Annotated in this window: 22 protein-coding genes and 2 tRNA genes; 13 read left to right on the top strand and 11 right to left on the bottom strand. The window is 40.4% G+C overall.

Annotated elements, in window-relative coordinates:
• Positions 1–27 precede the first annotated feature (27 nt).
• Positions 28–750, bottom strand: coding sequence for a bifunctional 2-polyprenyl-6-hydroxyphenol methylase/3-demethylubiquinol 3-O-methyltransferase UbiG (gene ubiG, locus PluTT01m_RS15750; protein WP_011147268.1), 723 nt, complete (start codon positions 748–750; stop codon positions 28–30).
• A 222-nt stretch (positions 751–972) separates the two neighbouring features.
• On the opposite strand from ubiG, the gene gyrA reads away from it, so the two are divergent.
• On the top strand, positions 973–3,609 hold the full coding sequence (gene gyrA / locus PluTT01m_RS15745; protein WP_011147267.1) for a DNA topoisomerase (ATP-hydrolyzing) subunit A: 2,637 nt from the start codon (positions 973–975) through the stop codon (positions 3,607–3,609).
• Positions 3,610–3,905: 296 nt separating this feature from the next.
• Entirely contained in the window at positions 3,906–6,722 is a 2,817-nt protein-coding gene (gene rcsC, locus PluTT01m_RS15740) for a two-component system sensor histidine kinase RcsC (RefSeq protein ID WP_011147266.1), read from the top strand.
• An 84-nt stretch (positions 6,723–6,806) separates the two neighbouring features.
• Here rcsC and rcsB read toward each other — a convergent pair whose 3' ends face one another.
• Together rcsB and rcsD are read right to left on the bottom strand one after the other, a co-directional pair.
• The gene (gene rcsB / locus PluTT01m_RS15735) at positions 6,807–7,460 is read right to left on the bottom strand and encodes a response regulator transcription factor RcsB (RefSeq protein WP_011147265.1); all 654 of its coding nucleotides are present in this window, start codon (positions 7,458–7,460) and stop codon (positions 6,807–6,809) included.
• A 4-nt stretch (positions 7,461–7,464) separates the two neighbouring features.
• Positions 7,465–10,155 (bottom strand): phosphotransferase RcsD, encoded by a 2,691-nt coding sequence (gene rcsD / locus PluTT01m_RS15730; RefSeq protein ID WP_011147264.1) that lies wholly within the window; start codon positions 10,153–10,155, stop codon positions 7,465–7,467.
• A gap of 213 nt (positions 10,156–10,368) precedes the next feature.
• Here rcsD and PluTT01m_RS15725 point away from each other — a divergent pair.
• Positions 10,369–10,456: transfer RNA gene (locus PluTT01m_RS15725), tRNA-Ser, on the top strand.
• 309 nt (positions 10,457–10,765) lie between these two features.
• Here PluTT01m_RS15725 and PluTT01m_RS15720 read toward each other — a convergent pair.
• From PluTT01m_RS15720 to PluTT01m_RS15685, 8 genes are all read right to left on the bottom strand, one after another.
• A complete protein-coding gene (locus tag PluTT01m_RS15720; RefSeq protein ID WP_011147263.1) occupies positions 10,766–11,392 on the bottom strand; it encodes a LysE family translocator in 627 nt (208 codons plus the stop codon).
• A 149-nt stretch (positions 11,393–11,541) separates the two neighbouring features.
• Positions 11,542–12,489 carry an ornithine cyclodeaminase family protein gene (locus tag PluTT01m_RS15715; RefSeq protein WP_041380167.1) on the bottom strand — a complete coding sequence of 316 codons (948 nt, stop codon included), beginning with the start codon at positions 12,487–12,489 and terminating at the stop codon, positions 11,542–11,544.
• Positions 12,490–12,510: 21 nt separating this feature from the next.
• Positions 12,511–13,053 carry a carboxymuconolactone decarboxylase family protein gene (locus tag PluTT01m_RS15710; protein WP_011147261.1) on the bottom strand — a complete coding sequence of 181 codons (543 nt, stop codon included), beginning with the start codon at positions 13,051–13,053 and terminating at the stop codon, positions 12,511–12,513.
• A 68-nt stretch (positions 13,054–13,121) separates the two neighbouring features.
• Positions 13,122–13,700, bottom strand: a complete 579-nt coding sequence (locus PluTT01m_RS15705; protein ID WP_011147260.1) for a prephenate decarboxylase — start codon at positions 13,698–13,700, stop codon at positions 13,122–13,124.
• A 21-nt stretch (positions 13,701–13,721) separates the two neighbouring features.
• Positions 13,722–14,669, bottom strand: a complete 948-nt coding sequence (locus PluTT01m_RS15700; RefSeq protein WP_011147259.1) for a branched-chain amino acid transaminase — start codon at positions 14,667–14,669, stop codon at positions 13,722–13,724.
• Positions 14,666–16,069 carry a phenylacetate--CoA ligase family protein gene (locus PluTT01m_RS15695; protein ID WP_011147258.1) on the bottom strand — a complete coding sequence of 468 codons (1,404 nt, stop codon included), beginning with the start codon at positions 16,067–16,069 and terminating at the stop codon, positions 14,666–14,668. The genes PluTT01m_RS15700 and PluTT01m_RS15695 overlap by 4 nt, the downstream gene beginning before the upstream one ends.
• A gap of 13 nt (positions 16,070–16,082) precedes the next feature.
• Complete coding sequence (locus PluTT01m_RS15690) at positions 16,083–16,505, bottom strand: DUF2000 domain-containing protein (RefSeq protein ID WP_011147257.1); 423 nt, start codon at positions 16,503–16,505, stop codon at positions 16,083–16,085.
• The gene (locus PluTT01m_RS15685) at positions 16,495–16,860 is read right to left on the bottom strand and encodes a Dabb family protein (RefSeq protein WP_041380164.1); all 366 of its coding nucleotides are present in this window, start codon (positions 16,858–16,860) and stop codon (positions 16,495–16,497) included. The genes PluTT01m_RS15690 and PluTT01m_RS15685 overlap by 11 nt, the downstream gene beginning before the upstream one ends.
• A 747-nt stretch (positions 16,861–17,607) precedes the next feature.
• Between PluTT01m_RS15685 and PluTT01m_RS15680 the strand changes: the two genes are divergently transcribed.
• The 10 genes from PluTT01m_RS15680 to PluTT01m_RS15635 all read left to right on the top strand — a co-directional run bounded on the left by PluTT01m_RS15680 (position 17,608) and on the right by PluTT01m_RS15635 (position 25,656).
• Positions 17,608–17,683: transfer RNA gene (locus PluTT01m_RS15680), tRNA-Thr, on the top strand.
• 1,163 nt (positions 17,684–18,846) lie between these two features.
• Entirely contained in the window at positions 18,847–19,266 is a 420-nt protein-coding gene (locus tag PluTT01m_RS15675) for an antiterminator Q family protein (protein ID WP_011147255.1), read from the top strand.
• Between the two features lie 534 nt (positions 19,267–19,800).
• Positions 19,801–20,349 carry a phage neck terminator protein gene (locus PluTT01m_RS15665; protein ID WP_420800618.1) on the top strand — a complete coding sequence of 183 codons (549 nt, stop codon included), beginning with the start codon at positions 19,801–19,803 and terminating at the stop codon, positions 20,347–20,349.
• Between the two features lie 3 nt (positions 20,350–20,352).
• Positions 20,353–21,822, top strand: a complete 1,470-nt coding sequence (locus PluTT01m_RS15660) for a DUF3383 domain-containing protein (RefSeq protein WP_011147253.1) — start codon at positions 20,353–20,355, stop codon at positions 21,820–21,822.
• A gap of 9 nt (positions 21,823–21,831) precedes the next feature.
• Positions 21,832–22,272, top strand: a complete 441-nt coding sequence (locus tag PluTT01m_RS15655) for a DUF3277 family protein (RefSeq protein WP_011147252.1) — start codon at positions 21,832–21,834, stop codon at positions 22,270–22,272.
• Positions 22,273–22,385: 113 nt separating this feature from the next.
• Positions 22,386–22,796, top strand: a complete 411-nt coding sequence (locus tag PluTT01m_RS15650) for a phage tail assembly chaperone (protein ID WP_011147251.1) — start codon at positions 22,386–22,388, stop codon at positions 22,794–22,796.
• Positions 22,797–22,873: 77 nt separating this feature from the next.
• Entirely contained in the window at positions 22,874–22,999 is a 126-nt protein-coding gene (locus PluTT01m_RS27935; protein ID WP_255417038.1) for a DUF6889 family protein, read from the top strand.
• On the top strand, positions 22,989–24,758 hold the full coding sequence (locus tag PluTT01m_RS15645) for a hypothetical protein (protein WP_011147250.1): 1,770 nt from the start codon (positions 22,989–22,991) through the stop codon (positions 24,756–24,758). Before PluTT01m_RS27935 ends, PluTT01m_RS15645 begins: the two co-directional genes overlap by 11 nt.
• 2 nt (positions 24,759–24,760) lie before the next feature.
• Positions 24,761–25,366, top strand: coding sequence for a phage baseplate protein (locus PluTT01m_RS15640; RefSeq protein ID WP_011147249.1), 606 nt, complete (start codon positions 24,761–24,763; stop codon positions 25,364–25,366).
• Positions 25,351–25,656 (top strand): phage baseplate plug family protein, encoded by a 306-nt coding sequence (locus PluTT01m_RS15635; protein WP_011147248.1) that lies wholly within the window; start codon positions 25,351–25,353, stop codon positions 25,654–25,656. Before PluTT01m_RS15640 ends, PluTT01m_RS15635 begins: the two co-directional genes overlap by 16 nt.
• Positions 25,657–25,739: the final 83 nt, after the last annotated feature.

Genomic DNA, 25,739 nt, shown 5'->3' with positions numbered 1-25,739 from the left:
GCTTTATTAGTCTGTCAGATGAATATGTCAGACATACTGACTGTGTAACATATAATTGACGTCTACATTGTGACCAAGGCTAAATTTATCCGTTAGCGGGTTATAATGTAGGCCGATAATATGCTTTTCCCGCAAGGATGTTCTGTCAATCCAGCCTATCAACTCTGATGGCCGGATAAATTTCTTCGCATCATGGGTTCCCTTCGGTACCATTTTTAGGATGTATTCCGCGCCGATTACCGCCATAAGCCAGGCTTTTTTGTTGCGGTTAATGGTAGAGAAAAAGACGTGTCCGCCGGGTTTCACCAACTGAGCACAAGCGTGAACGACCGATTGTGGATCTGGGACATGTTCCAGCATTTCCATACAGGTGACGATATCATAAGCTTGTGGATATTTTTCGGCGTGGCTTTCTACTGTTTCCTGTACATAGGTCACGGGGATACCTGTTTCAAGGGCGTGCAGTCTGGCAACCTGAAGTGGTTCCGTACCCATATCCAGCCCGGTCACATCAGCCCCTTCACGGGCCATACTTTCTGACAAAATACCGCCACCACAGCCTACATCCAACACTTTTTTACCGAAAATACCGCCAGAACGCTGCAAAATATAATTCAGGCGTAGTGGGTTAATCCGGTGCAGTGGCTGAAATTCACCTTCCAAATCCCACCAGCGAGAAGCGATCGCTTCAAATTTTTCTATTTCCTGTTGATCAACATTGTTTGGGGTGGAAGGGGTTTTGATGTTCATCAGTGGTTATTGCTCCTTAAACTTTCTTTAAACAGGCGGATTCACTCAGTTCTGCCAAGGTTCATTCAGTTCTGAGTCAGTTTTGAATCAGTTTTGAATCAGTTTTGAAATAGTATACACGGCTTAATTTTTAAATACCCGTATCTGATTTTTATAAAACTGTTGGGTTGTGGTATAGTTCTAAACCTTTGAATTCGGAATGTATGAGGAATAGTGGGCTCCATGAGCGACATTGCCAGAGAAATCACCCCGGTCAATATCGAAGAAGAGCTGAAAAGCTCGTATTTGGATTATGCGATGTCTGTTATTGTTGGGCGCGCACTACCAGATGTTCGAGACGGACTAAAGCCGGTACACCGTCGCGTGCTTTATGCCATGAGTGTACTGGGAAATGATTGGAATAAACCCTACAAAAAGTCTGCCCGTGTTGTCGGGGACGTCATCGGTAAATACCACCCACATGGGGATAGTGCAGTCTACGACACGATTGTTCGTATGGCTCAGCCATTTTCCCTGCGCTATATGTTGGTTGATGGTCAGGGTAACTTTGGGTCAGTTGATGGTGACTCAGCCGCCGCTATGCGTTACACCGAAGTGCGTATGGCGAAAGTTGCCCATGAGCTGCTAGCGGATCTGGAAAAAGAGACTGTCGATTTTGTGCCAAACTATGATGGTACAGAACAGATCCCGGAAGTGATGCCAACGAAAGTACCAAACCTGCTGATCAACGGTTCTTCCGGTATCGCAGTGGGTATGGCAACTAACATTCCTCCTCATAACTTATCCGAAGTTATTGATGGTTGTCTGGCTTATATTGAAGATGAAAACATCAGCATTGAAGGGTTGATGCAGTATATTCCTGGCCCGGATTTCCCTACTGCTGCGATTATTAATGGTCGTCGCGGTATTCAGGAGGCTTATCGGACTGGTCGCGGTAAAATTTATATCCGTGCCCGTGCGGAAATTGAAGTGGATGAGAAGAATGGTCGTGAAACTATTTTAGTGCACGAGATTCCTTATCAGGTCAATAAAGCCCGTCTGATTGAAAAAATTGCCGAATTGGTGAAAGAAAAACGCATCGAAGGGGTTAGTGCACTTCGTGACGAATCTGATAAAGACGGCATGCGGATTGTGATTGAAGTGAAACGGGATGCGGTGGGAGAAGTGGTTCTGAATAACCTCTATTCTTTGACTCAACTCCAGGTTTCTTTTGGTATCAACATGGTGGCCCTGCATCAAGGGCAGCCGAAGCTGCTGAATCTGAAAGATATTATTTCGGCCTTCGTATGCCACCGCCGTGAGGTAGTCACCCGTCGTACTATCTTTGAATTACGTAAAGCCCGTGAACGAGCTCATATTCTTGAAGCATTGGCTGTGGCATTGGCGAATATCGATCCGATTATCGAACTTATCCGTTTTGCATCGACGCCAGCCGAGGCAAAAGCTGCATTAGTTGCTCAGCCGTGGGAATTAGGTAGTGTTGCCACCATGTTAGAACGTGCCGGCGATGATGCTGCCCGCCCTGAATGGCTGGAATCACAATATGGCGTGCATGAGGGTAAATATTATCTGACTGAACAACAGGCTCAGGCGATTCTGGATCTGCGTTTGCAGAAACTGACTGGTTTGGAGCATGAAAAACTGCTGGATGAATATCGTGAATTGCTGACATTAATCGGCGAATTGCTGTTCATTTTGGAAAATCCTGAGCGCTTGATGGAAGTGATCCGTGAAGAGTTGTTGGCAATTAAGGCGCAATACAGCGATGCCCGCCGTACTGAAATCACGGAAAATACGGCTGATATCAATATTGAAGATTTGATTAATCAGGAAGATGTTGTTGTTACGCTGTCACATCAAGGGTATGTCAAATATCAGCCGTTATCTGACTATGAAGCGCAGCGCCGTGGTGGTAAAGGTAAATCCGCAGCGCGTATTAAAGAAGAAGATTTTATTGACAAGTTGTTGGTTGCCAATACCCACGATACGATCCTCTGCTTCTCCAGCCGTGGCCGCTTGTACTGGATGAAGGTTTATCAATTACCGGAGGCTAGCCGTGGTGCCCGTGGTCGTCCGATTGTTAACCTGTTGCCGTTAGAGCAAAATGAGCGAATTACGGCGATTCTGCCGGTGCGTGAATATGAAGAAGGGTTATATGTCTTTATGGCTACCGCCAGTGGGACCGTGAAGAAAACCGCGTTGCAAGATTTCAGCCGTCCGCGCAGTGCGGGCATTCTCGCCGTTAATCTTAATGATGGTGATGAGCTGATCGGCGTTGACCTGACTGACGGTAGTAACGAAGTTATGTTGTTCTCCGCGGAAGGGAAGGTTGTTCGTTTTGCAGAAGAAGCGGTTCGTTCAATGGGGCGTACCGCTACCGGTGTACGTGGTATTAAACTAAATGGTGAAGATAAAGTTGTTTCTCTGATTATCCCGCGTGGAGAAGGAGAAATTCTGACGGTCACTGAAAACGGTTATGGCAAACGCACCGCTGAAAACGAATATCCGATCAAATCCCGTGCAACGCAGGGGGTTATCTCAATTAAAGTCAGTGAGCGTAATGGTAACGTGATCGGGGCAATTCAGGTTGAACCAACCGATCAAATAATGATGATTACGGATGCTGGCACATTAGTACGTACAAGGGTGTCGGAAGTCAGCGTTGTTGGCCGGAATACTCAAGGCGTAACACTTATTCGTACCGCTGAAGATGAGAAAGTTGTCGGCTTACAGCGGGTTGCTGAGCCCGAAGATGATGAAGACGATGAAGATGGGTTGGCAGCAGAAGGGGAAGAGGTGAAAAGTGATAGCACCGATTTACCTGATGCTAACAGCAGCGAGTCAGTTGATCCGGTTTAAGTGAAGATATTTTTTCACTTAATTTAAGAAACAGGTACTTCGGTGCCTGTTTTTTTACAGGGATTTTTATTAATATCGAAATATGCAACAGATGGGCCTTTTTAATCGTTAAACTCTGGATACCCTATGGATTTCAAGATGCATCGCGACGGCAAGGGAGTGAATCCCCGGGAGCATAGGTAACTATGTGACCGGGGTGAGCGAGTGCAGCCAACAAAGAGGCAACTTGAAGGATAACGGGTATATATCTTGTCATTAATGACATTGAATAATGCTGGTTTTTATCAGGTAACCTTTTGAGATATCTTTCTTCTTTTCGTACATCGCTGAAAATATCCCGTTATCTTTTCCGGGTGCTTGGCTTAATGTTGTGGGCATTGGGCGCTTTATTAACAGCTTTTTACCTGGTTAATATCTTTAATGAAGTTAAATCAGATATTCGGCAAGAATACAATGCTAATTATGATTCCACGCTCTCTTATGTGCGTCATACAGCAAGTGTTCTGCGGGATATCCAATATATGACAGAAAAGCATTTACTGAATTCTAATGGAAAAAATGCTATTTTTGATTTTCCACATAATAACCCGGCGTTTTCTTATCATCCGTTGAACCAAAACGCTGATTGTCATACTTTTCGCAACAACACTCATAGTTATTTAAATTCATTAAATAATCTTATCTTCTATTGGAAGGATAATCTTGCTGCGCCTCAGGGGTTGAATCAGGTTTTTCTGGTGGGTACGCAAAGTATGTGTATGGTAAGTTTTTCTATCCGTAATACCACGACTGAACCCGATACGTTGAAAAAAATAGTTTATGAAAATTCACGTAGGCTTATCAGCCTGAAAGAACAAGGTAAAGAACGAAATGTTTATTGGGTTATACCGGGTGCAAGATCTGATAGCGGCCATCTCTACGTGTTGGCTCCGGTATATGTCAATGGTCAGATGGTTGCCATGATAGGCATTGAACAATTCATCAGATTGGACTCTTTTATTCAGAGACAAGACCGCCCAATTTCAATAACGTTATTGAATAGCAGTAATCACCCGGTGTTGCATTATCCAGCAAATGATGACTATAAACTTCATTATGCTGATTATCAGTTGGAAGCGCCTTATTTTGGCTATGATGATAATTTTACTGATTTACTGCTAAAACGTCGGTTAATGCCATCTTCATTCAGTATCATTTATGCCCTGTCACTGAAAACTATTTTTGAAGGTTTTAAGCTACAGATTATTAGCAGTATTGTGCTTAATGCATTATCTGCCTTTGTCATCATTATCTTGGTGTATCTGTTTGAGCGGAAAATGTTTGTTCCGGCAGAAGAGAATGCCATCCGCCTGGAAGAGCATGAGCAATTTAATCATAAAATTGTGGCTTCAGCGCCGGTTGGGATCAGTATATTGCGGGTCAGTGATGGGAGTAATATTCTGAGTAATGAGTTGGCACATAATTATTTGAGAATGCTAACGCACGAAGATCGGGAACGGATTATTCATATTATTTGTGACAGAACCAGTAGTTATGTTGATGTTGTCACCAGTAATCATCATCATTTGCAAATCAGTTTTGTTCATTCCCGCTACAGGAATGAAGAGGTGGCAATTTGTGTCTTGGTTGATATTAGTGTCCGTGTGCGGATGGAAAAATCATTACAGGAAATGGCGTTAGCATCAGAGCAGGCTAACTATTCTAAATCTATGTTTTTAGCTACCGTCAGCCACGAGTTGAGAACGCCGCTTTACGGTATTATTGGCAACCTGGAGTTATTACAAGCACATTCATTGCCTGCTGAATCTGTCCGTTTGTTATCAACGATGAATAACTCCTCAGCGCTGTTGCTAAAAATTATCAGTGATATTCTCGACTTTTCAAAGATCGAATCTAAACAGCTTAAAATTGAATCTAGAGAATTTTCCTGTCAGGAAGTTATCTCTCATGTTATTTCTAACTATCTACCGTTAGTAGTGAAAAAGCCATTGACCTTGTATTGCTATATTGAACCGGGTGTTCCAGATTATATCTGCAATGATCCGGTTCGATTACAACAAGTTATATCTAATCTGTTAAATAATGCGATTAAATTCACTGATACCGGATGTGTGATTATCCATGTGACAGTTGATAAAGATTACTTATACGTCAGAATAAAGGACACGGGTGTCGGTATCTCTGATAAAGCGCTTATTCAGTTGTTTGATCCCTTTTTCCAGATCATGCCAAATACGGAAAGCTCATCTCAGGGAACCGGGCTTGGTCTGGCGATTTGTGAAAAACTTATCAATCTGATGGATGGTGATATTGAAGTCATTTCCCAACCACAGATAGGGAGTATGTTTTCTATTCGGTTACCTTTATATGGTGCGAAATATAGGCCAAAAACTCAGCTAATAAATGAGTCTCAGCGGAAAATCATCTTGGCTATACGCAATCTTTATCTGGAAGAATTTTTACAGCGTTTTCTGGTTCATCATGGCTTACACACGGTTTTATACAGTGAGCAGAACACAGAGGGTAGTGAAATTATTATCAGCGATTTTCCTGATGCGGTTATTTCCCCTGTATATGCTTATATTGAATTATCGACGGACTATATTGGCTCACCGGAACAAATCAGAGAAAACTATTGGTTACATAACACTTACCATTTACATGATTTGTCGGTAATGATTGAGCGGCTGATTTCACCGAATCATCATGTGGTATTGAATACAGCCCCACCTGTTTTTCAGGCAAACACTCGGTTTAATACTATTGTGGTTCTGGTGGTAGATGATCATCCTATCAACCGCCGTTTATTGGCCGATCAGTTGAAATCCATTGGTTTTCAAACAGCGATGGCAAATGATGGATTAGATGCGTTGGAATATTTGAAGAGCGGGGGGATTGATATCATTCTGACGGATGTCAATATGCCCAATATGGATGGTTATGCGTTAACAATGTATTTACGGAATGATGGGTGTAAGCTGCCGATTATTGGTATTACGGCAAATGCACTGGCAGAAGAAAAACAACGCTGTATTGATGCAGGAATGGATGATTGTTTGTCGAAACCGGTTTCTCTGGTGACGCTCAGGCAGACACTGACGCAAATGATTTGAAACCCCGGTACAAAAAAATGCCCGGTACAAACAAATGGTTACCGGGCATCAGGACGACTTTCATATTAAAATAACGAACGGTATTTACTGAACGTGATTGCTCGTATTGATTGTGACAGAAGCAAGATAATTGAGTAATGCAATATCGTTATTTACCCCCAGTTTTACCATAGCCGATTTTTTCTGGCTGCTGATAGTCTTGACACTGCGTTTAAGTTTTTTGGCAATGTCTGTTACCAAAAAGCCTTGGGCAAATAGACGTATAACTTCACTCTCTTTTTGTGATAACGGTTTATCGCCATAGGGGGTTTTCGTCACTTTTTTCAACAGTTCAGAAACGCTGTCTGGCATAAATTTTTCCCCTTGATTCAGGGCCGTCAATACATCAGGTAAATCTGTTGGTGCTCCTTGTTTTAAGACAATGCCTTCAATATCAAGTTCGAGTACAGCACTTAAAATTGCTGGATTATTGTTCATGGTTAGAACAATGATGGATAGCTTGGGATAATGGCGTTTGATGTATTTAATCAAATTGATCCCATCGCCGTATATGTCCCCAGGCATGGACAGATCTGTGATCAGTACGTTTGCTTTAATACAGGACAGATTGTTGATCAATGTGGTCGAGTCTTCAGACTCAGCGACGACGTTGATCCATTCAAGCCGCTCAAGTGATTTGCGGATGCCAAACAGGACAATCGGATGGTCATCAGCAATAATGACGTTAAGGTTATTCATCTTATTAGTTACCCTGCTGCAATAGCCTTTTGGTGAAGGATTCAAGACGGCTAATGCTATTCTTAATCTCTATTTCGTTACTGTCTGTTATGTGTTGTTCCAGTGTTTCGCAAGAAAGTTTGAGGAGTTCTAGGTCTAACATAGCAAAGACGCCTTTCAGGCGATGTGCTGTTTGCGAAAGCGATATCAGATCATATTGTTCTATATCAGTATACAGCTTATTAATATCTATCGGTACTGTCTCGACAAATAATTGTCGGTAATCGCTATCAGTTAGCTGTTTTTGATAACTATTTATAACATTGTCAAAATCGTAATCGCTGCTTTCATCGTTAAATGCTGACATTTCTAAATTTGCCGTGAATTCGTTAAAACTGAAACTTCTCTCAATTAATAACGAAATGGCATTGATAACCGCTTCACCCAGATTGTAGTTACATCGAATATAGTCAGGTTTTATCTGCTCAAAGCCGGCCAGATTATCAACCAGTAATATAGCCGATTTTGCCGAATCGTAGGGTTTATCCGTCAACATGATATCGTATTCTCGATTCATATTTTCTGGCTTTTTATCGAAGTAAACCGCGCCATAATGATGCAGATGATTTTGTACAATCTTACGGATCTTCGTATTGCTGATATCCAACAAGGCAGTAATGTCTTCCAGTAGCGGCGGGCATTGGTCTTGGCCGATTATTAAGGGCAGACTGATAGCATAGTGCGTACCCAGGTTGGGTTTGCTGTTTATAGTAAAATGACCATTTAATTTTCTACATAATTGGTTACACAGATAAAAGGTCAGCCCTGAATTGGATTGATATTTATCGCCTGTGGCTTTGCTTAAAAATGGATAATTCAAGTTTGTTAAATCTGTTGAATTAAGTCCGGCGCCTGTATCTATAATGTCGATTTGAATGTGTTCTTTGTATTCCTGAGAATAGTTAACGATGAGAGATATTTTGCCATAAGATGTAAGCGTGATTGCATAATTGACTAACATCAGGACGATCTTACTGATGGCAGTACTATCGCCAATAAATAGTGATTCAGGATTAATATTACAATGATAATAATAATTCAATCCTTTGTTATTCATTTTAGGAAACACTTTTTTAATAATATCCTCTAAAATGACTGATAATGAAAACGATTCATTTTTTGCTTGCCATTCACCTGATTCTAATTCATTGAGTAATGAAATATTCTCAATCCAGTCGGAGATATATTCAGATTTAGTCAATAAATTATCGACGATACGAACACTATTTTCTTCTATAAGAATTTGTTTCAGTTGGTAAGCGAGATGATCTAATTCTTTTATTGGTTGTTTTAATTCAGAACGAATGTTGGTCAACATAAAACGCCGAGCTTGTACACTCTTATCGTGTTCCAAATGGGCAAGTTGTAGACGCCGGCTAATTAATGCTTCCTGATCTTTATCTTGCAGTAAAAACAGATAAGTTTCTGGCAACAGGCGAAGGTTGTACATGTTAATTTCATAGACTGAATCCTCAATTGAGGTTTGGATGACACCATGATGTTGCTTGGCCATCATCTTAATTTTATTTAAATCGACATTCGGCAACAGATGGTCGGCGATGTTATTGCACATAATTATCTGATTGACTGAGAAATCATAAATCAATAAGCCAATGGGGATATTGGAGATAATATCGTGACTTAACGCATCCTTGACTTGTAGTTCGTGGCTCATCAGGGCATTTGGCGCGATATATTTTCTACGAATGTAAATAAGCCCACCTAAGGACAGGATAATAAAGACTGAATCAGCCAGTAACAACCAGATGTTTCTGTATAACAAATCGATTAGCAAATCTTTGAGTGATATCCGATACAACAGTTTGTATTGCGTACCTTTAAGTGATTGAGAAAATTCGAGCCAGAAACCATTTTGTGAAATATTGACTTTATTGATTTCATTAGGGGGTTGCTCGTCATCCGACAATAGACTGAAGTTGGCCGCTGCCATATCCATAGGAAGAAGGTGACAAATAGGCAAATCAAAAGCGATAACTGTTGCCAATTGACCCGGTGAATTGAACGTCGCCCGATAAGTATAAAAATAGATATTTTCGCCATTTAACTTATGGATTGAAGAAATATTTTCCCGTTCATCTAACGCGGTGGATTGCATCAGCATTTCTGAACGTTTTGATTCGGCAGTCAGTGTTAGATAACTTTCTTTAAATCTCAATTCTGGTTTAAGAATAGAGTGAGTGGTTATCAGAAACAGATTGTTATCTTTACCATTCAGATAGTACATGGAGTTGTATTCATTGCGGGTGCCCCACAAAATCTCCATATAATTGGAAAGGCGTTGTGCCAACTCTACACTTGCAGTGCTGTGGTGACCAAAAATAATCGTGTCGATAGTTTGATAACGATTCTCAAGCCAGTAAACATCAGGCCGTAGCTTCATTGGTGTGATGAGTTCTGGTGGTTTAAAAGATGCGCTATTGGCTTGTTTAAAGATAGAATTAGCGTGGTAACGATAATCTTCTATCTGTAATACTACTTTGGTTGCAACGCTATTTAGCGCATATTTTTTCCCCATTAGCCAGGCATTGAAGTAGTTATAGCTGTATAAAAACAGGGAAACAAAAAGCAGAATAATGAACAGACCGTAGTAACGGTTTATGGTTGATGAATTAATAGAAAATTGTTTGTTATACATTCGTTGAGTAAAAGCCTTAATAATTGCTTGGCTGTTTAGCGAGCTCGTTAAATTGGTGAATCTTATGATTCAATGTATTTAGGCTAATTTTAGCAGGATCAGGGCTGAAAAGGATATTGTAGATTGAGGATTGAGCGAATAGTAAAAAAATCACAGAATTTTTACGATAGAGACTAGACATATTATCATGTTAAGAGCATAATCCCGCGTCATGGAAGGATGGCCGAGCGGTCGAAGGCAGCGGTCTTGAAAACCGCCGATGGGAAACCATCCTAGAGTTCGAATCTCTATCCTTCCGCCAAATAGTGACCCTACGCATTTTCTGTGCGTAGGGTTTTTTTATTTCCATATGCCATTCAGATAATAATTAATCCATTTTCATAACGATAAGATGGTTATCGTCTATTGAGCGGTAAATGATGGGAATGAAAGCTCGCAGCCCGGTTGACCTGAAATCTATCAATTTCCAATGAGTAAAAGTGTGTGTAGTCGTTTCCGGGCGCGAGTTGTGTCTGTAATTTATGGTGTGTCCACGATTTATTGACAAGAATGGTTTTTCAGGACAGATTCTTGTTCAATAAAACCGTGGAAGGTGAGAAATTAAACTTTTTTAATTGGATTTGAACAGCATAGTTACAGCGGTTACGAACATAATAATAGCCGCGCCTTTAAATAAAATCCGTTGTGCCCGTTGGCTTGATAACAGATGTCGAATACTGAGAGCGCCGAGAATAAATACCGCTCCTACGCTGAATAAGACAAAAACCGTCAGTGGTACTAACATGAGCCCCCAGTTTTGCAACGAGATAGATTCCATGTTAATCACCAAAGGTAATAGTGCGAGATAGAAGGCGATCGTTTTAGGGTTACTTAATGTTAGAGTGAGACCAGATAACCAAGCCGCAGCCAACTCTTTTTTCTTAATGGGTTGGTCTTCACCAATGGATTGATGATCGGCAAACCAGAACTGCCACGCCAGATAACCCAAATATAATGCGGCACCCCATCTCACCACAACAAATAAGGTGTCAAAACTGCTCGCGATAATGGACAAGCCAAAAACCGCAAAGGATAAATAAGTGAGATCACCAATAATCAGGCCAAACAACACACTAAATCCCGCTAACGCGCCATTACTCACACTTCTGGCAACCAATGCTGCCATTCCCGGGCCTGGTATCGCCGCAGCAACAGTCAATGCCGCTGTATAGGTTACTATTTGGGACACTTCTAGCATATCTTTCCTCTCAAAATAACACCTTGAAGTAACAGAACATAGAAATGTCACTTGCGAATGCAAGTGACAAATAACGGCTCTTTATAGACAATAACGACATTTTTCTAATGTTGAACGTCTTAAGTTTGGCCTATTTTCATCCAAAACAGTTAAGACATTTTTATTAGTTGTCGAATGACTTCCCGAGAAAATACCATATCTTGAACGGCCAAACCAACGGATTGAAAGATAGTCACACCCTGATCGCACAAATTGGAATGAGATTGAGAAACAGTACCAATTTCTACCCCAATGTCTGACCCGTTAATAATACCTTTCTCCCTTGCCTTAATAACAGATTGAGAGGCGGCAAGTACCGATTCATTGGAATCAGTAAATAGGGTTGTATTGCTATACATATCTTCGCTGAGTTCCTGAAATCCCAGTGCCGAAGCGCCAATGGCATTGACATGACATTTAACCGGTAGCGCTTTTCTATTGAGTATCGGGTCACGCGATGCCGTGGTTGTGCAAATGATGTCACTATTGAGTACCGCCTCAGCAGGTGAGGCTTTGATCGAAATGGGAAGATTGAGCGTTTTATCACACCTTGCAGCAAATTCTCGGCATCTTTCTGCATTACGGCCCCATAAAGTGATTTCTTTAATCGGGCGTACAGATAACATGGCTTGCAAATGTGCTTTTGCTTGTAAGCCCGTACCAAGTATCGCTAACCGGCTAGCATCCTTTGCGGCGAGAAGATGGGTTGCATAAGCAGAGGCGGCGGCGGTGCGGATTTCTGTAATAGCGCCGGCATCCACCGCGGCAATCCCGGAAACACCTGGCTCGTCGTAAACTAACACACTACCGATGTGTGAAGGTTTATCGCTATTGCTTTGAAATCTCACTACCACCGACTTTAACCCAAACCCTTTGTATGGCCCTTCCTTAATATAAATCGGCATGGTGCCCATTAAGCCGTCTTCACCTTTAACGATATTGCGCAAAGGTTGCTCTACTTTTCTTTCCGATTGCAATTTAAATGCTATTTCACTTAGCTTAAGACTAAGTTCCATCGTCAAATAACGCGCAACGGTTTCTTTATCGACATAAAGCATATTGATGCCTTTCAAGATCAGTTAAAGGTCGTCCAGTTTGAATTTATCATCAATCTCGGTTCCGGCAATACTATTGAGAATTGTCGACATATTCTTTTGAGAAACCCCTAACACAACATCCAGCATATTCTGTTTGCTGAAACCACGACTTAGGAATAGATCAATAGCACTTCTTTTCAATTGTCCCCGGCAATAAATAACCTCGATGGTAAATTCACGTAGTGCCAATAATCGTGGGGAGAGATCGTCGGTTTTTTCAATCAATGCCTTAACTGTTTTTTTGTCCACACCATTATGAATTGCAATATAGCCGTGTGCCTGAATCGTGTAGTTACAACCATTTTCTACTCCGGTTGTAATCCACACCACCGCTTTTTCCTCTTCATTCAGTGAACTATCAATAAATAGGTCGTGTGCTCGTTGATAAGCGGCTAATAGTGAAGGAGATTCTGACATATAACCACTTTGGTTAGGTATCCAGCCGAAATCATTAATAGAACTTTGAAGTAATTTTTTACTTTTTTCAGGTGTGGTAGTAATGGTGTGTAGCGTAAGTAAAGACATAATAACCTCTGTATATTGAAATTTTAAAAAGATCTATATATTTGCCTATTTTAAAGCAACATTAGCTTTTATGCGGCTGTAAATACTGACCAAAGCATTTGAATTGGTCGAATATGAGAAATAAATTTTAAATTGTGTAATTTTGCTGCCACTTCGGTCGTGAGTGCGGCATCTACCTCTGAATTGGCGACTGCTTTTGCCGCTGAACTGGTTGAGTCTTTAAAAATGATATCTGCAATTCTTAGATTATCGGGCAACAACTCTGGGATTAAAGCCTTTGGTGCCGGATGAGTTGCAATGACGATATTATCTGTAGTTAATTCATCACGAATAGCGATACCGTAATTAGGCGTGTAGTTTAAAAATGCGGATGACAAGTTAAACCTGTTATCCATATAAAACTCACTGATATTGTAATAAGCATTGGCTACCACCAATGCCTGACAGTTATTTAAAATAATTTGATTACTTGCTTCTTCGTAAGTATTACATAAAACAACTTGGTAACTTTTGGCGACATTATTTTTAATGGCAAATTCACCAAAACGAATAGCGGATTGCTCGCTACTTGTGCCTGACGGGCCTAAGGTAGCAATATTTAGAACATCAAATGTATCTTTGTAGAAACTAAAAAAAACACATTCCATGATGTCTCTCCTGGAATTACACTAATAAACCGGATTTAACCAATGTGAGAACTTATCTACTCTGCCTCTGATTATTTCTTGGTAATCTTGGGCAATAACATTGGCTATAGAATCTTCTTTTTGTCTATATGACACATCGTCTATTTGTGAAACGATTGATATTTCAAGGCCAGTGCCTGTTAAAAAACAGCCATCTGCTTCATAGAGATCCTTTTGTTGAATTTCTGACTCAATACAAGGAATATTGCGGAATTGACAAATATCGAAAACAGATTGTCTGGTTATTCCATTAAGAATGCCAGCGCTAAGCGATGGTGTAATAACGCAATTATCTTTTACAATAAAAACATTTGATGTACTTGCTTCTGCGCACATGCCTTGTTCATTCAACATGATAGCATCATCAAATCCGTTTTCTTTGGCATCTTCATGAGCAAGTGCGGAATTAACATAAGTGCCGGTAATTTTGGCAGATGATGGAATTGCCGCATTTGATACACGTCGCCATTTTGAAATAAGACATGTAAACTCTGCTTTTTTGGCATAAGCGCCCATAGGTAAAGCGTTAATACAGAGGGTTGAATTTACACCACTTAGCTTAACGCCAAATTTCTCACCCGGCATTAACGACTTTTTAAGCACTAATGGCCTGATATAAATATCTTGCTTGAAACCATTTTTAATAATGATGTTTTTAGTAATATCGGTTAACTCCTGACTGGTATAGGGTAATTCAATTTTTAATGTTTTAGCTGATTGAATTAACCGTTCATAGTGCTCATGCACTCTAAATAGATTAAGTTGGTTATTGTCTTGATCCCAATAAGCCCGGATCCCCTCAAATGTACCGGTGCCATAATTTAAAGCTTGTGTATTGGCAAGAAAGGTCGCATTGCTAAAATTGAGATATTCCCCGTCTAGAAATACGATCCAATCTTTATTAACTGGGCTAACGATATTGTTTGTCATTTATTGGCCCTCTTGTTCATGATTTCTAAAGCCGAATTTCGCTCAATATTGTTGGTATCATCTCTCAGATCATGGATGCGTGCTGCTTTCCAACTTACCATTGCCGCGGTTCCAATCAGTCCACCGACATCTCCGACATGGATGTCGACATTCATATTGAATTTAGATTCCATTTTTTGCTTTATTTTACTCATGAGTGACGCATCATTTAATTCGTCACTCGGTTCTAAAGTGATCTTGAGCTTATCTGTACCGGCTGTGTTGTTGATTTCAATAAAGTATTCAAAACAATATTCGAGTTCTTCAAAGATGGCATTTTCAATATCAAAAGCATACACATTGGCATTGTTTAATACTAATACATCTTTTACCCGGCCGATGGGTTCTATTTCCCATTGATTTAAGCCTATTGCTTTGCATCGAACCATATCCCCTGTTTTGTATCGAATCAGAGGTTTGTTCCCTTTATATAAATGGGTAATCACTAATTCGCCCGCAACGTGATTATCGCCAACATTGAGTTTTTGCTGGGTAAAAGGGCAAATGAGTTCGTAATAATTGTTATATGGAATAGTAATAAGCTTATTGGTATTGTTACAAGCCGCCAGAATTGATGTTTCTTGTGAGGCATACATACAGTTGTAAATTTTAGCGCCCCAATTCCGAGATAAGTTTCTTAATCTATTTGGCGTAATAAGTTCGCCAAGCACTAAAATGATCTCGATACCTAATTCTTTTGCATCACATGCATTGTTCCGGCAATATTTTAACAACTCAGCGGCGACCGCAGGTGTGCAAACTAAAGCGGTTATTTTGAGGTCTTGTATCAGCCTGAGTACTCTGTGCATGCCAACAACGGGCGAACGAGGCCACATTTTGATAACGGTATGCCCTAAACTGCGAAATACATCTTCAAATGTATCGCCAGTGGAGTGCAATTCCGTTGGACCCATCACGCCAATAATGTGTTGTTTGCCTTCTTGATTGAAAATAGACTCATATTGCAGAGTCAGAAAACTATTATTGACTAAAGAGTCTATTTCATTGCGAGGACAAGGCGTTGATGGCCCAGTCGTCCCTGTGGTTTCATAATATATCCAAGCGTTACTTAGGCTATCTGAAGATATCGTGTTTCCCGCCTTACTTAGATCTGATTTTGTAGTAAAGGGAAGTTTTTCAATCAATGAGGATAAACTTTCATCATCATTTGGGTTTATTGCATCTAGACGATCTTGATAGAAAGCTGACCCATTTTTCGTATAATTTATAACTTCTTTTAATTTTTCGTATTGTATTTTTTCCAATGTGGAGATATTTATCTCGCCAGACAGATATTTTTTTAGCTCGGTAAGGTATTTCATACCTAATTCATGAAGTTCATTTCTAAAAATGGAATACATATATATTACCTGGTTATTTATAAAGTGGTAAGTTGCCAGTGAGTTTATTGATATCTTTCTTTGGTCCAACTATGCCAATTCCAGATAACTTCAATTCATCCGAATGCTCAGCAGATAATTTTCCTTCGTATTCCTCATATGTTCTGCATGATTGCGCCAAACAGGAGAAAGGGCTCAATTTAAAATTATCGTTAGATTTTAATTCACTATGAATAGCATCCAGTACATCATGACTTGCTTTCAAAACAGGCAAAGGCGTTTTAATGACACCGGGATAACAAATGCTATCTTTACTAAAGACATCGTGTCCTACAATCCCGTCGATATTTCTACCTATTGAAACACTAATGACGCTCAGTGCATTCATGGCTAACCCAAGCGGCAGACTATCAGCGATAACGACGACACTTTTATGTAGGTTTTCGTCAAACTCCATACGACTTTCCTATTAACTGAGTGAAATTTATCAACTTATTTAGATCAATAATAATATCCGAGACTGTCCATGTACTTATTTCTTTCCATAGCACCACGCCTTTTATATGATCGGGATGATGCATGTATATGTCCAGGTCTTCGTAACTTTCAAAGTAACCAATTAAACTAAAGTCAACTGATTGCTTTCTGTCTACCGTACTGCGGCCACAAAACCATCCTTTTATTTCACTTATCTCATTTATATGATTTAAAGTCACCTTCTCGGCTAATATAGCCTTTTCACTATCCCAGCTTATTCCATCCTTGAAGGTAAATAAGACTTGATGTGCAATTAAGTTATTTTTGCCCAGCATAATTTGCCTCATAATTAATAATTTTGAGTTATAATAACCTATAGAAACGATCTGATTTATACCTAATATTAGCGCATGCCTGATTTAGTTTTTTTGATTTGCATCTAATTTAAATAGCACATTGCATTTATAGCAGTCAACTATTTCCCTGTGGTAATAATTTAAGGAAGAGTGGCAATATTGTGATTCTGGCAATGATAAGAAAGCTGTTATGGCTTGCCTTTGGCTTATAAAAAACAAGCTCAATTTGATTGCGCTTACGCCTTGAAAATATGTTTTGTCGCCTTGTGTTCTACCATATTTTGAGTATTTGCTTTTTAACATGTTAACCGATCCTCATATTGTTTGGAGACAGGTTATTTTGGATATTTTATCTTCCACTGTCGCCAGACAAACAGGCTAGTTTACGACCAGTGGCTATTTTTTATATAGGTAGCAAAGATAATAAAGCATTTCGTTGTTATTTCTGATTTGTCAGTAAATAGCCCGCTCATCGGCTGTATTTTGATAAGAAACTCCAGCAATTTAGAAGATTAGAGGCAGTAGTCTTGCGTTGGTGGGATTTCAAGGTGGATCGCGGCGGCAAGGGAGCGAATCCCCGGGAGCATAGATAACGATGTGACCGGGGTGAGTGAGTGCAGCCAACAAAGAGGCAACTTGAAAGATGACGGGTAATTATTTCTGCTTGATTGTTTGCAATGGGTTGTAATATACTGCGCACGCTTTCGGGGGCTAGCCCTGAAACACGCCGGCTTAGCTCAGTTGGTAGAGCAACTGACTTGTAATCAGTAGGTCACCAGTTCGACTCCGGTAGCCGGCACCAAATCAAATAAGAAGCCGTTATCTTTTCAGAAGGTAACGGCTTTTTCTTGCTTGATAGTAGATAATACTATTTATATATCCAGTTAATTCTGCTATTTTCCAGTACAATTTCCCGCTAAAACGAGTTTCTGAATTCATTCATAACATGGTTAAATTTACGGTTAAGCTGATCGAAATAAAACCACGTAACTAGAAATATAGGGTAGCAAATTTTTAGATAACACGAATTTATTTTCGCTGGGAAAAACTAACAGAGAAAAATATTAGCGTTTGGGATATCTGTTTTCCAGACATGAAAAAGTATTTGCTATAGGTGTGTATCCATCCATTCGTCTGGCGAGAGCTGAAAATAAGATGGGATAGGGTGAGTAGGAAATAGCATAGGTTTAAAAATCTCATTGTTCAGCAGAGGGTATATCTGACAGTGTTAAAACTTTTCACGTAGATATTTACCTGATAATTGGTAATTTATCGTTAGCAACATTAATTCTGTGGATATCTTAAATGTTCTGCCTGATCTGCTGGCGATATTGCGAATAGGGCTGTTGCGATCTCACATTTGCACCCGTTTCGTTGTCCATCATCCAGTAAACAGACCGATTTCTGTGTCTTCGGCACAGGTGTGGACACCATTCTTAATCGGCATTTTATGACAGATTTCAAAGTTGATTAAAAATATTTTTTACACTCAAATATCCATGAGATAAAAAATCTGTGCTATTTTTTATTTAATGCATTTTTCATCTCATAATAAAAAGGGGGTGTTATGTTGCTTGAAAAAATTTGATAAATAATAAAGAGCATGCATGTTGCTTTAGGTGCTAAGCGTTTTAAAGGAAGGTACATTAGAGGATTAAATGAAGATTATAAATTTGTATAATAAATACGTAGATGAGGAAGAGAAACACGTTGTGGTCATCCGTATTAATAACGATATTTATGTGTTTTCCTCTGAAACTAAGCTTGGTCAAGAATAGGGGTTATTTACTACTTGTATTTAATAGACTAAGTAAATAGGTGTATTTAAATGATATAGTTACGTAACAGAGAAACACAAAAATAGAGAATGAAAAATTTGTTATAATGCCGAATGCATGGATGCATGAGACCATCATGAAAATAATTTTTACTACTATTTGTTACTAAAAGTTAAGGTCAAAATATATGCGCAATATTCAACAAGTTTTAGAGTGTTGGGGCGGTTGGGTTGATGATGCCACTGGTGTTAATTGGCCACCGATCGCTGCTGGATTTAAAGGTCTGATTGCGTCAACTCGTTCATTACGTCCTTCCTGCTGTGATAACGATGGCTTGATCATTGATGCTTGTATCGCAAAGTTGCAGACGGTGGATAAGTCTGAAGAAATTGAAGTTTTATTTATGTACTACGCTTTAAGGCTTTCCAAACGGTCCATCGCGCGTTTAATTAAAGTACCTGATATTGAAGTACGTTCCCGGTTGCAAAAGGGAGAAAGTTTTGTTCAGGGATGTCTGGCTATGCTCGATATTAAATTAGAAATGGATGATGAAATACAAAAACACAAAAAGCTTGCGCGTACGCAAAAAGCTATGGTAGTGTACTAATTAGTTAAAGTTGCGAATAAGCCCCGATAGAAATGAAATATATACCTTATAGATTTCAAGATGCATCGCGACGGCAAGGGAGCGAATCCCCGGGAGCATAGATAACTATGTGACCGGGGTGAGTGAGTGCAGCCAACAAAGAGGCAACTTGAAAGATGACGGGTATGGAAATATCGGGGCTTTTTTCATTTGAATATTTGCAGGTAATGGGGAGAATAGGGCTTAACCCACATCAAATTCAGTTTAAAAAATTCATGCTATCCAATGAACTCTGTTTGGTACGAATGAATCTCAAGTTTCTTCTATTGTACTCTGATAAATAAGTGAAAATTTAAATCATAATTGTCGAAGGTCGCACTGTGTTGCGGCCTTTTTCGTATTTGCCGTCGCGAATCGCTTACGCATATTTTTTACCTTTTTCGCGATTGGTATCCCGATTAAATCAATCATAACTCGGTGTTGGGAGCTAAGCCTTCAGCAAAGCTTGGTTTACCCAAGCACAGGGTGAGTTATTGCTGTTTGATGGAGGTATTTTTGATGAGCAACGGTAGTGATAAAGCGGGTTGGTTAACACCTGTCACGCTTGGGCCTGAATACGATGATGAGCTGGAGCACATACTGAGTCGTTGGCTAGGCGGTGTTTCTGGTTTGCCTGACGATAAAGTGCATTCTCAATGGACATCAGCACAACTGCCCCAGTTACCGGCAGATGATGACGGGTGTGATTTTGTTATCACGGATTTTATTTCAGATGCCTCGCCGGCTTTTGAGAACCAGACTGACGAAGGAACCAAGTTATGGCGTCATGAGGAAATTGTGTGCTTGATCTCCTTTTATGGCCCGAACAGCCAGCGGTACGGTGCCTGTTTTCGTGATGGCGTGGCGGTCAGTCAGAACAATGATGAATTGGAACGTTTCGGTCTTTCAGTCGACAAACTCAGCCGGCTGACTTCTTTACCGGAACTTATCAATAACCAGAGGGGGCGTCGTTATGACATGACGATCACCTTGCGGCGAAAAGTGGTGCGTGAATACGGTGTTAAATCACTGGTGGAAGCGCCTGTCAAATTCTTAGGAGATTAAATTATGCAGGGTTTACCTGTTTCAAACATTATCAATGTCACGTTGAATATGGCTCCTCATGCGGCTCAATCCCGGAACTTTGGGGCGTTACTGATCATCGGTGCAAGTAACGTGATCAACCCTCATGAACGTTTACGCCGGTATTCGGATATCGATGGTGTCGGTGCTGATTTTGGATTGAGTTCACCAGAGTATCAGGCCGCGGCGCTTTATTATTCCCAGTCACCCCGTCCGGTTGATTTATATATTGGTCGGTGGGCTAAGGACAATGTGGTCTCCTCTTTACAAGGGGCGGTATTGACTAAACAGCAGCAAATGATGAGCAAATTTATTGCTGTCACTGATGGCTCTTTTAAATTGACGATTAACGGTAAAGAAACGGTATACAGCGGCGTCGATTTGAGTAAAGAAGCCAATCTTAATGGTGTGGCCCAACGGATAGCAGATAAGTTAAAAGATTGTTCAGTCGCATATGATAGTTCTTCCTCGCGTTTCGCTATTATGCCGAATTCTGTCGATGCGGTTGGCTATGTTTCACCGGCAACGACGGGAACTTATATTGGTGATTTATTAAAGCTGGACGAAATATCGGGTGCTACCGCTATCGAATCTACCAAAGCAGAAACCATTGCTGAGGCGGTGGCGGCACTGGGATCGGTATCCAGTGGCTGGTATGGGTTGGTTATCGCTGATGACTCTCTGACGGATAAAGATATTCTCTCTGTTGCTGATTACATTGAATCCGCATCTGTTCCCCGCATCTATGGACATACAGCGCAAAAAGCAGATGTCTTGGATGCTGATGTTAAAACTGATATCGGCTCAAAATTAAAAGAGAGAAACTATCAACGCACACTTTGGCAATATTCAACCGGTAAATCCTACACGGTTGCTTCTCTGCTGGGCCGTATGTTTACCGTCAATTTCAACGGCAATAACACCACCATCACCTTGAAATTTAAACAGGAACCCGCGGTAACCGCAGAAAACCTCACCGCAACGCAAGCCAATGTGTTGAAAAGGATGAATGGCAACGTTTTTGTTAAATACAGCAATGATACGGCCATTATTCAGGAGGGTGTCATGGTGAATGGGGACTTTATTGATGAGCGCCACGGTCTGGATTGGTTGCAGAACTACGTTCAGAACAATCTTTATAACCTGCTTTACACCAGTACCAGCAAGATCCCACAGACTGATGAAGGTGTCACACGATTAATCACCAATGTTGAACAGTCACTGGCGCAAGCGGCGACAAATGGATTAATCGCTCATGGTGTATGGGGTGGCGATCCGATTGGTGCGTTGGATACGGGGGCAACATTAACTAAAGGTTACTACGTTTACGCACCGCCAATTGCGACACAGGCACAGGCTGATAGAGAAGCACGAAAAGCACCGGTTATTCAGTGTGCAATCAAATTAGCCGGTGCTGTCCACTACGCTGATGTCATTATTAATGTAAACAGATAAGGGTTGAAAATGGCTACATATTCTTTTCTTGATGTTTCCGCTTCTATTACCGGAGTTGGCGGCTCTTTTGATCTTGGTAACGGTGCCGCGCTCTCTGATGAGGGAATTACCGTCACCATGTCGGAGAGTAAAAACACCATGACCACCGGTGCAGACGGAGAAGTCATGCATTCATTGCATGCAACCAAGTCTGGAACTATCACCGTTAATTTACTTAAGACGAGCCCGGTAAACGCTAAATTGAACGCGATGCTCAGCACACAATCGCTTTCATCGGCGGCATGGGGTAATAACGTGATTGTTATTCGCAATAAACAAAGTAATGACATTGCTGTTGCTCGCTCTGTCGCCTTTCAGAAACAACCGGATTTGCAGAATAACAAAGCAGGCGGTACCGTTTCTTGGGTATTTGATTGCGGAAAAATCGACATCATGTTAGGCACATTCTAACCAGCTTACTTCACAACCATTTAAATCACCTTTAAATTTGCCGCAGCATTTGCCTCTATTTTTACGTCGGACTTATGCTGCGGTAGTTTGAGCGAGCTTGAGGATAAGTGATCATGGAATTTGAAATTGATGGCAAAAAATATCGCAGTGGTAAATTGAACGCTTTTCAGCAACAAGATTTAGCGGTGGCTTTGGCTCCGGCTATTCCGGCACTTGGACCGCTGATGAAAAAGATTGTGACAACTAAAAGTGATGATGGAGTGACGGGCTTTGAAGAAGTGCTCCCTTATTTGGTGGAATCCATCAATGCATTAGGAAAATCCAACCGACATGAAATTAATGATATTTGCTTATCAGTGGTTTCTCGTGAACAGAATGGTATCTGGAACCGGATTTATGAACCTGATGGACAGGTATTGATGTTCGATGACATCAACGGCTTCGAACTGTTGAAAATTGTCGGATTTATTATTCGAGACGCATTGGGAAATTTTTTTCCCGCCCCATTAGAGAGTGCAGTGTAATCTCAGGACAAGCCAATTTAAATTTTGAAACCCTCCCGAAAGGGCGTGATTATCTGTTACGCCCGGTCATTGCGGGCATGTGCCGTTATGAATCATTGAAAAACAGCGTTCTTGATCTGGCTGATATTGCATTGATGAATGATGCCCTTGATGTTAAATCGGAAAATGAGGCCATGATAGAGAGGTGGCGAAATGAGCAATGACGTTGAAACAACTAAAGATTTCCTGATATCGCTGAGGTTTGATGTTGATGAAGTGGAACAGCGTAAATTTATGGCTGTTATCACCGAAGTCACGTCTGGCATTCTCAAAATGAGGGCGGAAATTGAAAACGCAACATCAGTTGTGGCCAGTTTTATCACCCAAATAGCTGACGGATTGGATAAGTTATACGGGAAGTTGCAAGAAACAGACGCAGTGGTTGAAAAAGTTAAATCTATCAATGAGGAAAGCGTCCGTCGAGCGGTGGGAGGTGTAGAGAGATTTCTGCCGAGCATTAATGCTCAATCCCATGATACAAATGGTCGCCATTTTAATACTGCCTCCTTGGTCGCATCAATGAATGAGCAGTTATTAAAAGCAACAACGGATTGTGCTAATCAAAATACCAGCATACTTGATAGTGATGACATATTTAATGCCATTGAGGAATTAGTTAAATGGTTAGATAAAGGAGAAATTTCTGCGAAAGGTTTATTGGCGACATTGAATGAATTATGGAAATTTACAGGAAGAAAAATTGTTCTGGGTGTATTATTTGATTTTAATAGTCGGTTAAATGCATTACAGGAAGAAGCAAAGAAAAATCACGAAACAGTGGCTGAAACGTTGTCACGGCGGAAAAGAGAGTATGATAAAAATAAAAAACCACTTATAACATATGATCAACTCGATAATTGGATGTCAACACATGGGATTTATCTTGCTTCTGACTTGACTCCATTTTTCAGTAAAGATAAATATGAAAAATACCAAGAACAAATTGATGGTAAGAAAACGATAATCCACAAACAATATAGCCAAAAAGTTGCTGATATTTCCAGTAAAGTATCAGAACGATCAAGTAAAACGAAAAAGAAGCGCAAGACTAAGCGATTAAATAAAGATCATCTTAAGACTGGTATTGTTGAACATCACGATGCGCCTAAGGAATTAAATACTCCAGTTAATCAACCAACGAATATTTTTAATAGTGAGCTTACAGCAGCAAAGCTAAAAAAATTAAAATCTTCGCGAGGAGTGCGGAATAACAATCCATTAAATATGAACTTTGTACATCAGACCGGGGCGGTGCTTGAAGATAACCCAAAGCCCAGATTTGCTCAGTATCCAGATGCTTATAGTGGATTAAGAGCTACTGCTCATCAGTTGACGCGTTATTTTCGTGGTAAAACTACAGGAAAAAAGCTACAGACTATTGCAAGTATTGTCCCGACATGGGCACCAAAGAAAGATCATAATAAAACCAAACAGTATATTGCCAACGTGTCTAAAATGATGGGAGTTTCTAAGGATACGTTCCTTGATCTCACTGATCCTGATGTGATGCAACGGCTGATTGATAGCATGATGATAGAGGAAAGTGGTGGTAATCCCTATTCACCAGAATTTATCAGGAAGGCGATTATGGCAGAGCTACAGCCAGCGAATAAAGCGCCAAAGCAGGCTGGACATTTAAATCATGTAGCTCACTCTTTGCAGAATATTTCCATTGATCACCGAATGATCAACGGCGCGGTAACCAATATCAACGGTATGATGAATCATCAGGGATTGACTCCCTTTTTATTACATCGTGCGCCAATATCTGCCGGCAATAATATACCGGGAATAGGAGAGGTCAATTATCATATTGAAGTCAACGGTGTTGAATCCCCCAGAGAAGCAGCAAGACTGACTGGAGAAACGGTAGAACGTACTCACAGTATGCTGCTTCGAAATATGCAAACACAGGTGAAATAACAATGGATATATTATCAGTCATGTTTTCTCAGCAAAAGAGAAAAATAGGTGTTATTGTACCGAGTGTCGTTATTTCAGAAACCCATACCGATGTATCGAATATCACCGATCATCCGGTCCAGCAGGGGGTGACATTCAGTGATCATGCTTATGACAGCCCATCGGAAGTAAGAATGGATTTAGGTTTTGCCGGTGGAGGTTCGCTGCTTGATGTTATTGATACGACAAAAGTATTTGATATTTCTACCGGGCTGAGCCTTGGAACCAGTCCGCGTGATATATATCAACAGTTACTTGACCTGAGGGCATCACATAAACCGTTTGATGTCGTAACGGGAAAGCGCTTATATAAAAATATGTTGATTAAAGATATCAGTGTCACAACAGATAGAACCAGTGAAAATGTTTTATCGGTGGCTTTAAACCTGCGTGAAATTGTTATTGTTGAAACATCACCGAATAAGGCCGCGCCGGCGGAAAATATGAAAAATCCTGAAGATACAGCACCTGTAGTTAATATGGGAGCTAAAGTCACGGTGAAGCCATCAATGCCAAAAATTATTCTTGATTTTATTATAGAGCGAGGTAAGAAATGGCTAGGGTTGTAGAAATTCCTTTATCACCTCAAAATCAGCAATTCGATATTCAGCTCAATGGCATTAACTATAAAATGAGATTAATGTGGCGTGATATCGCGGGTTGGATTTTGGATATTATGACGCCGGACAGTGAATTTATCGTTACAGGTTTGCCGTTGGTTTTTGGGATTGACTTACTGGAACAATATCGTCATCTTGGTTTTAACGGCTCATTAATTTTTTATGGTGATATAAATCAGGAGAAACCTTTCAGGAATAATCTTGGTAAAGAGGACAGGTTATACTTTGTAATAAGTTAACTTGATGGGGGTAAGGGAAAGATATTTTTAATAATTTATTACATACGCCGCTTAATTGCGGTTCTTTTATTTCTATTAATTAG

It is taken from the genome of Photorhabdus laumondii subsp. laumondii, assembly GCF_003343245.1.
In the GTDB taxonomy this organism is placed as follows: Bacteria; Pseudomonadota; Gammaproteobacteria; order Enterobacterales; family Enterobacteriaceae; genus Photorhabdus; species Photorhabdus laumondii.
The sequence above is the reverse complement of the archived record's forward strand: the minus strand, read 5'-3'. Positions and strand labels throughout refer to the sequence as shown.

What these genes read in the sequence shown, in the direction of transcription:
- PluTT01m_RS15655 (WP_011147252.1), top strand. Translation starts at nt 21,832, where the DNA reads ATGGCTACATATTCTTTTCTTGATGTTTCCGCTTCTATTACCGGAGTT.
- PluTT01m_RS15700 (WP_011147259.1), bottom strand. Translation starts at nt 14,669, where the DNA reads ATGACAAACAATATCGTTAGCCCAGTTAATAAAGATTGGATCGTATTT.
- gyrA (WP_011147267.1), top strand. Translation starts at nt 973, where the DNA reads ATGAGCGACATTGCCAGAGAAATCACCCCGGTCAATATCGAAGAAGAG.
- PluTT01m_RS15635 (WP_011147248.1), top strand. Translation starts at nt 25,351, where the DNA reads ATGGCTAGGGTTGTAGAAATTCCTTTATCACCTCAAAATCAGCAATTC.
- PluTT01m_RS15710 (WP_011147261.1), bottom strand. Translation starts at nt 13,053, where the DNA reads ATGTCTTTACTTACGCTACACACCATTACTACCACACCTGAAAAAAGT.
- PluTT01m_RS15685 (WP_041380164.1), bottom strand. Translation starts at nt 16,860, where the DNA reads ATGCTGGGCAAAAATAACTTAATTGCACATCAAGTCTTATTTACCTTC.
- rcsB (WP_011147265.1), bottom strand. Translation starts at nt 7,460, where the DNA reads ATGAATAACCTTAACGTCATTATTGCTGATGACCATCCGATTGTCCTG.
- PluTT01m_RS15690 (WP_011147257.1), bottom strand. Translation starts at nt 16,505, where the DNA reads ATGGAGTTTGACGAAAACCTACATAAAAGTGTCGTCGTTATCGCTGAT.
- PluTT01m_RS15650 (WP_011147251.1), top strand. Translation starts at nt 22,386, where the DNA reads ATGGAATTTGAAATTGATGGCAAAAAATATCGCAGTGGTAAATTGAAC.
- PluTT01m_RS15645 (WP_011147250.1), top strand. Translation starts at nt 22,989, where the DNA reads ATGAGCAATGACGTTGAAACAACTAAAGATTTCCTGATATCGCTGAGG.
- rcsD (WP_011147264.1), bottom strand. Translation starts at nt 10,155, where the DNA reads ATGTATAACAAACAATTTTCTATTAATTCATCAACCATAAACCGTTAC.
- PluTT01m_RS27935 (WP_255417038.1), top strand. Translation starts at nt 22,874, where the DNA reads ATGTGCCGTTATGAATCATTGAAAAACAGCGTTCTTGATCTGGCTGAT.
- PluTT01m_RS15705 (WP_011147260.1), bottom strand. Translation starts at nt 13,700, where the DNA reads ATGGAATGTGTTTTTTTTAGTTTCTACAAAGATACATTTGATGTTCTA.
- ubiG (WP_011147268.1), bottom strand. Translation starts at nt 750, where the DNA reads ATGAACATCAAAACCCCTTCCACCCCAAACAATGTTGATCAACAGGAA.
- PluTT01m_RS15695 (WP_011147258.1), bottom strand. Translation starts at nt 16,069, where the DNA reads ATGTATTCCATTTTTAGAAATGAACTTCATGAATTAGGTATGAAATAC.
- PluTT01m_RS15715 (WP_041380167.1), bottom strand. Translation starts at nt 12,489, where the DNA reads ATGCTTTATGTCGATAAAGAAACCGTTGCGCGTTATTTGACGATGGAA.
- PluTT01m_RS15675 (WP_011147255.1), top strand. Translation starts at nt 18,847, where the DNA reads ATGCGCAATATTCAACAAGTTTTAGAGTGTTGGGGCGGTTGGGTTGAT.
- PluTT01m_RS15640 (WP_011147249.1), top strand. Translation starts at nt 24,761, where the DNA reads ATGGATATATTATCAGTCATGTTTTCTCAGCAAAAGAGAAAAATAGGT.
- PluTT01m_RS15660 (WP_011147253.1), top strand. Translation starts at nt 20,353, where the DNA reads ATGCAGGGTTTACCTGTTTCAAACATTATCAATGTCACGTTGAATATG.
- PluTT01m_RS15720 (WP_011147263.1), bottom strand. Translation starts at nt 11,392, where the DNA reads ATGCTAGAAGTGTCCCAAATAGTAACCTATACAGCGGCATTGACTGTT.